Here is a 5,000-nt window from a genome sequence, read left to right on the forward strand (position 1 = left end):
GCGCTCTACGCCGGGCTGACCCGCCTGGAACGCGCCCGGCCGCACCTGCGAGTGGGCGAGGCGCTGGAGGGTCTCGGTGGCGCGGCCACACCCGAGGGCGTCGCCCGACTCACCCACCACTTCGGACTGTCCGCGCGGATCGGCGGCGCGGACCGGGCGGTCCGGTACGCCACCATGGCCGCCGAGCAAGCCACCGCGCAGCACGCCCACGAACGCGCCGTCGAGTTCTGGGAGCAGGCCCTCGCGGCCACCACCGGCCCCCGGTATCCGCTGCTGATCGAGCTGGGCCGGGCGCGCCGGCTGACCGGCGACACCGAGGGCGCCCGGGAGATCCTTGAGGAGGCGATCACCGCCGCCACCCGCGCCGGCGACACCCCGGCGGTGATCCGGGCGGCCACCGTCTTCGGCGGCATCACGGTGTGGAACTGGCGGCCGTGCGGCGTGGTGGACCAGGCCATGGTGGACCGGCTGTCGAAGCTGCTGGCCGGCGAGACCCTGACCGACGCGCAGCGGGCCGGGCTGCTCGGCACGCTGGGCCTCGAGCTGTACTACGGCCCGCGGCGGGCCGAGGGCCGGGAGTACGCGCGGCAGGCGGTCGAGATGGCCCGCCGCATCGGCGACACCGACCTGCTCGCCCACGGAGGTGCCGGACGACTGGACCGCCGACTTCCTGCTGCCGATCTGGGAGCTGGTCGCGGCCGAGCTGGGCACGCCCGACACGGAGACGACGCTGGAGCGGATCCTGCCGTTCGCCCACCAGTGGCTGGTCATCGGCACCGGCGCCTCGTGTTACGGCTCGACCCATGCGGTGGTCGCGAAGCTGGCCGCGAGCATCGGCCGCGACGACCTGGCCGCGGAGCACGCAGCGGCCGCGACCCGCAGCTACGCGCCGGCACCCTCGATCACCTAGGCCGGATGTACACACTCACAACGAAACAACGGTGATGAGCTCGTCCAACCCGGCCAGATCGTCAGCATTTCTGGTGTAGACGACGGCGTTGTGGGCGTGGGCGGTCGCGGCGATGAGCAGGTCCATGCTGCGCGCCTGTGGCTTGCGGCCGGCGTGTACGACAGCTGCCGCGAGTCTCGCATAGCTGTCCGCTACTGCCTCGTCCACCGGGAGCGGATCGAATCTGCGCTGAACGGCACTCAACCGGGCGAGCCTGTTGGCCTGGGTCTGTGGGTTCTTCGCCACCAGCACGCCGAACTGGAGCTCGGCGACGCTGATGACGCTGATGGCGAGCTCGCCAGGGATGGGAGTGATGTCATCGGCGATCAGCACGCTGGTGTCGAGGATGCCCCGCGGCACTACTTCTCCCAGGGATCGACGATGGATCCGTCGATGAGTTCGCGGTCCTCAGTCCAAGTCGGGTCGGTCGGGGAATCGAAGATCGAGGAGATCTCTTCCCACTGCCGCCAGAAGCGGGACCCGGCCGGGCCCAGCACAGCGGCGGGACGACCGGCAACGGTGATCGTCAATCGTTCGCCGGCCTCTGCGCGCCTGACGAGTTCGCTTGCGTGCTGACGCATCTCGCGTAGGCCCACTTCACTCATGCCGCCACGGTAGCACATGTGCTACAGCCGTCTTGTGCGGGCGGAGGGGTGCGCGGCGCTCATCCGCGCACCCCTCCGCCCGGCATCTTGTCAGGTCCGGTAGACGCCCATCTCCCAGAGGGAGTAGCCGTAGGCCGTCGCCCGGGTGGTGCCGTTGACCCGGACGTAGCGGCCGCTGCCCGAGACGTTCAGGCTGTCGAAGCCGCCGTCGCCGCTCGTGGTCGCGTACACCGTGGTCCAGCTGTTGCCGTCGGTGGAGGTCTGGATCTGGTACGACCGCGCGTACGCGTCCTCCCACGCCAGCTGCACGTGGTTGAACGACTGCACCGAGCCGAGGTCGACCTGCAACCAGGCGGTATCCAGCCACTCCGAGGCCCACCGGGTGCCGTAGTTCGAGTCCACCGCGTACGACGGCAGCTGCGGCCCGTTCGTGCCCGTCGGCTGGTACGACGACGCGGTCGCCGGGCGGCCGGCGGACAGGTTGGTGCCCGCCACCGTCGGCGGGACCACCCGGAACGACCGCTGCTCGATGCCCACATTGCCGTGGCCGTCGAACGCGTACACGTACACCTTCCAGACGCCCAGCTTCTCCGGCGCCCGCACCGAGAACGACGTGCCGTTCTGGGTGAAGGTCAGGTTGGTCAGCCCGGTGTTGCCGGTGATGTGCTTGTCGCTGGCCATCAGGTTGTAGCGGATCAGGTCGTTCTGCGGGTCGCTCGCGGTGACGCCCACCGTGAACGTGCCGCCGGCCGGCACCGCGGCGGGCGAGCTGACCGTCATCGCCGTGATCTCCGGCGGCGTGTTCGCCGACGCCTGCCCGGTGTAGGCCTGCCGCAGCGCGTGATAGCCGAGCCGCCGCCACCCGCCGGTGGTCGTGTTGAGCCACACGCCGCCGAAGTCGTTCTCCAGTCCGTAGTGGAACTCGGTCGCGCCGAGCGCCACGCCGGGATGCGACTTGATCGCGTTCCAGCTGTCCGTGTAGCCCTGCCGCTTCTGCAGGTCCGTCGGCTCGGTCGGCACGCCGTTGGCGTCGTTCGGCACCTCCCACTCGCCGTCCGGGCCACCCTCGGTCAGCACGTACGGCTTGGTGTAACCGCCGGCGATCCAGTCCCGCTTGACCGTGTCGATCGCGCCGTAGGAGTTGACGGCCAGCAGGTCGAGCGCGGGGGAGTACTGCCGGTAGTACGTCCAGGCCTGGGTGTACGCGTCGGTCGAGGTGACCGGGTGGTTCGGGTCAGCGGCGTGGATCGCCACGGCGACCTCGTTGACGAACCGCGCGTACGCGACCCGACGCGCCTCCACCACGTCGGCCGCCAGCCCGTGGTCCTGCATCGTCAGGATCACCTCGTTGCCGACGTCCCACATCAGCACGCCCTGCCGGTTCTTCAGCGCGTTGACCCGGGCCACGATCTCCGCCTTGGCCGCGTTCTTGTACGCGGTGTCGTTGACGTAGTCCGCACCCTGGTTCAGCCAGTGCCCGACGATCACCTTGATGCCCTGCTGCGCGGCCCGGTCGAGCAGGGTCGGGGTGTTCGCGTCGTCCACGCCCCAGGTGCGGATCGTGTTGACGCCCATGTTCCTCAGGTCGCGCATGTAGCCGTCGGCGGCCGCCTGCGGTGGCCCGTACGTGATGCCCTTGACCTCGTAGGGACTGCCGTTGACCTGCAGCTGCCAGTTGCCCTGGGTGCCGGTGACGCGCACGGTGCTGGGGCCGGCCGGGGTGGCCGGATCGGTCATCGCGGCCGGTGTGGCGCCGGTGCTCCTCGAGACGGTGACCGAGTCGACGCTGAGCACGCCGCCGCTGGTGGTCTCGGCGACGGGGGTCGTCCGGCCCGCGATCGCGTTCGGCAGCGAGCCGCCGACGGCCAGGTCCAGCCGCAGGTAGAAGCCGTGCTGCACGGCCGCCCGCCACGCGGTCACGCCGACCTGCGACTCCCGGACCACCCACGTCTGCCGGCCGTCCAGGTAGAACCGGATCTCCTCGTCGGTCTTCGTCCGGTCGATCACCTGGCTGAACTCGTGGTAGCCGGTCTTGCAGCCGGTGCAGGAGGCGAGCCCGCTGGTCCGGCCGTTGTACTCGGCGCACGGCCCGTCCGGAGCCGTCCCGCAGTGCAGCGTCTGCGCCAGCTGACCACGCCCGTTGACGTCGACCATGATGTCGGTCTCGCCGACGCCCGGCCAGTTGGTGAAGTTGCCGCGGAAGGCCGCGCCGGTGGCCCGGAACGCCGGCCAGTATCCGAGCCCGTTGGCCACATCGGGCTGCTTGAGCACCGCGGCGAACTTCAGCATCTCGCCCGGCTGCGGGGTGAAGTCGGCGCGCTGCGTCTCTAGCCGGCCGGAGGTCCAGTTGCCGGCGCCGTCGCGGTTCGCCCTGATGCTGAGCTTTCCGGCGCCGTCGAGCGAGACGTTGGCGGTCGAGGTGGTGGCCGTCTCGACCGACCCGGTGCCCCAGTTGGCCGCGCCGCCCGGATATTGCGTGCCGGTGCGCAGCAGCCAGTTGGCCGTGCTCGGTGAGGTGCCGGCCGGCCCGTCGAAGCCGTCGGTCCACACCTGCGTCCAGCCCGGCTCGGGCTCGGGATCCGGGTCGGGGTTGCCGCCGCCGATCGTGCCGTAGACCTGGAACTCCCAAAGCGAGTAGCCGTATCCGGTGCCGCGGGCCGTGCCGTTCATCCGGACGTAGCGGCCGCTGCCGGTGAGATTGAGCGTCTCGGTGCCGCCGGCGCCGTTGGTGACGGTGTGGACGGTGGTCCAGGCGCTGCCGTCCGGTGAGGTCTGGATCTGGTACGCCCGCCCGAAGGCGGCCTCCCAGCGCAGCACGACCTGAGTGATCGTCGCGGTGGCGCCGAGGTCGACGCGGATCCACTGCGGGTCGCTGAACTGGCTGGACCAGCGGGTGCCGGTGTTGCCGTCGACGGCGTAGGTGGCGGCCCACCCGTCGCCTTCGGCGGACGAGGCGGTGACGGGTTTGTTCTGGGAGAGGAGGGTGTCGGCGGCCTGCGCGCCGGTCAGGGGAAGACCGAGGTACGCGAGCACGACCGCCAACGCGACAAGGGGAACGAGTCGGCGCGGGGACACGGGGAGACTCCTGACTGCTTGAGGGAAAGCGCTCTCCAGGATGGCCGAAGTGTTACGCCCGGCTTTCGTCCATGTCAATACCTGGATTTCTGTTATGCACGCAAACCAGGCGCTAACACCCGTCGCTCCGCGACTGTCGGAAAGCGCTCTCCAGGCGTCTCCTGCGGCCGCAGCCATGCCGTCCTCGTTGCGACGTCGGCCGAGTGCGGTCCGGAACGCTTCCGTGACGCAGCCATGCCGCCCTCGCTGCGACGCCGGCCGAGTGCGGCCCGTTCAACCCGTCGGTGGGCGGGGTCCGACGACCGGCGCGCCGGTCCGCGAGCGAAAGTGGTAGCTCAGCCACGCTTTCGGGCCGCCGGCGAGTGGCTGAG

At 70.5% G+C, this 5,000-nt stretch carries 4 protein-coding genes; 1 reads left to right on the top strand and 3 read right to left on the bottom strand.

Going from position 1 to position 5,000, the window contains the following annotated elements:
* On the top strand, nucleotides 1-945 hold a 945-nt coding region (locus tag AB0M20_RS26855; RefSeq protein ID WP_364302779.1), incomplete at its 5' end, for a hypothetical protein.
* Here AB0M20_RS26855 and AB0M20_RS26860 read toward each other — a convergent pair.
* From AB0M20_RS26860 to AB0M20_RS26870, 3 genes are all read right to left on the bottom strand, one after another.
* Nucleotides 926-1,309, bottom strand: a complete 384-nt coding sequence (locus AB0M20_RS26860) for a type II toxin-antitoxin system VapC family toxin (protein ID WP_364302782.1) — start codon at nucleotides 1,307-1,309, stop codon at nucleotides 926-928. The two genes, AB0M20_RS26855 and AB0M20_RS26860, sit on opposite strands and share 20 nt — an antisense overlap.
* Entirely contained in the window at nucleotides 1,309-1,554 is a 246-nt protein-coding gene (locus AB0M20_RS26865) for a type II toxin-antitoxin system prevent-host-death family antitoxin (RefSeq protein WP_364302784.1), read from the bottom strand. The genes AB0M20_RS26860 and AB0M20_RS26865 overlap by 1 nt, the downstream gene beginning before the upstream one ends.
* Before the next feature lie 90 nt (nucleotides 1,555-1,644).
* Nucleotides 1,645-4,629: a discoidin domain-containing protein gene (locus AB0M20_RS26870; RefSeq protein ID WP_364302786.1), complete on the bottom strand. Its 2,985-nt coding sequence runs from the start codon at nucleotides 4,627-4,629 to the stop codon at nucleotides 1,645-1,647.
* Nucleotides 4,630-5,000: the final 371 nt, after the last annotated feature.

The sequence above is a fragment of the Actinoplanes sp. NPDC051633 genome, from assembly GCF_040681735.1.
GTDB lineage: Bacteria > Actinomycetota > Actinomycetes > Mycobacteriales > Micromonosporaceae > Actinoplanes.

Bases quoted from the DNA above. Each gene is read 5' to 3' on its own strand.
- AB0M20_RS26865 (WP_364302784.1), bottom strand. From the start codon at position 1,554: ATGAGTGAAGTGGGCCTACGCGAGATGCGTCAGCACGCAAGCGAACTC.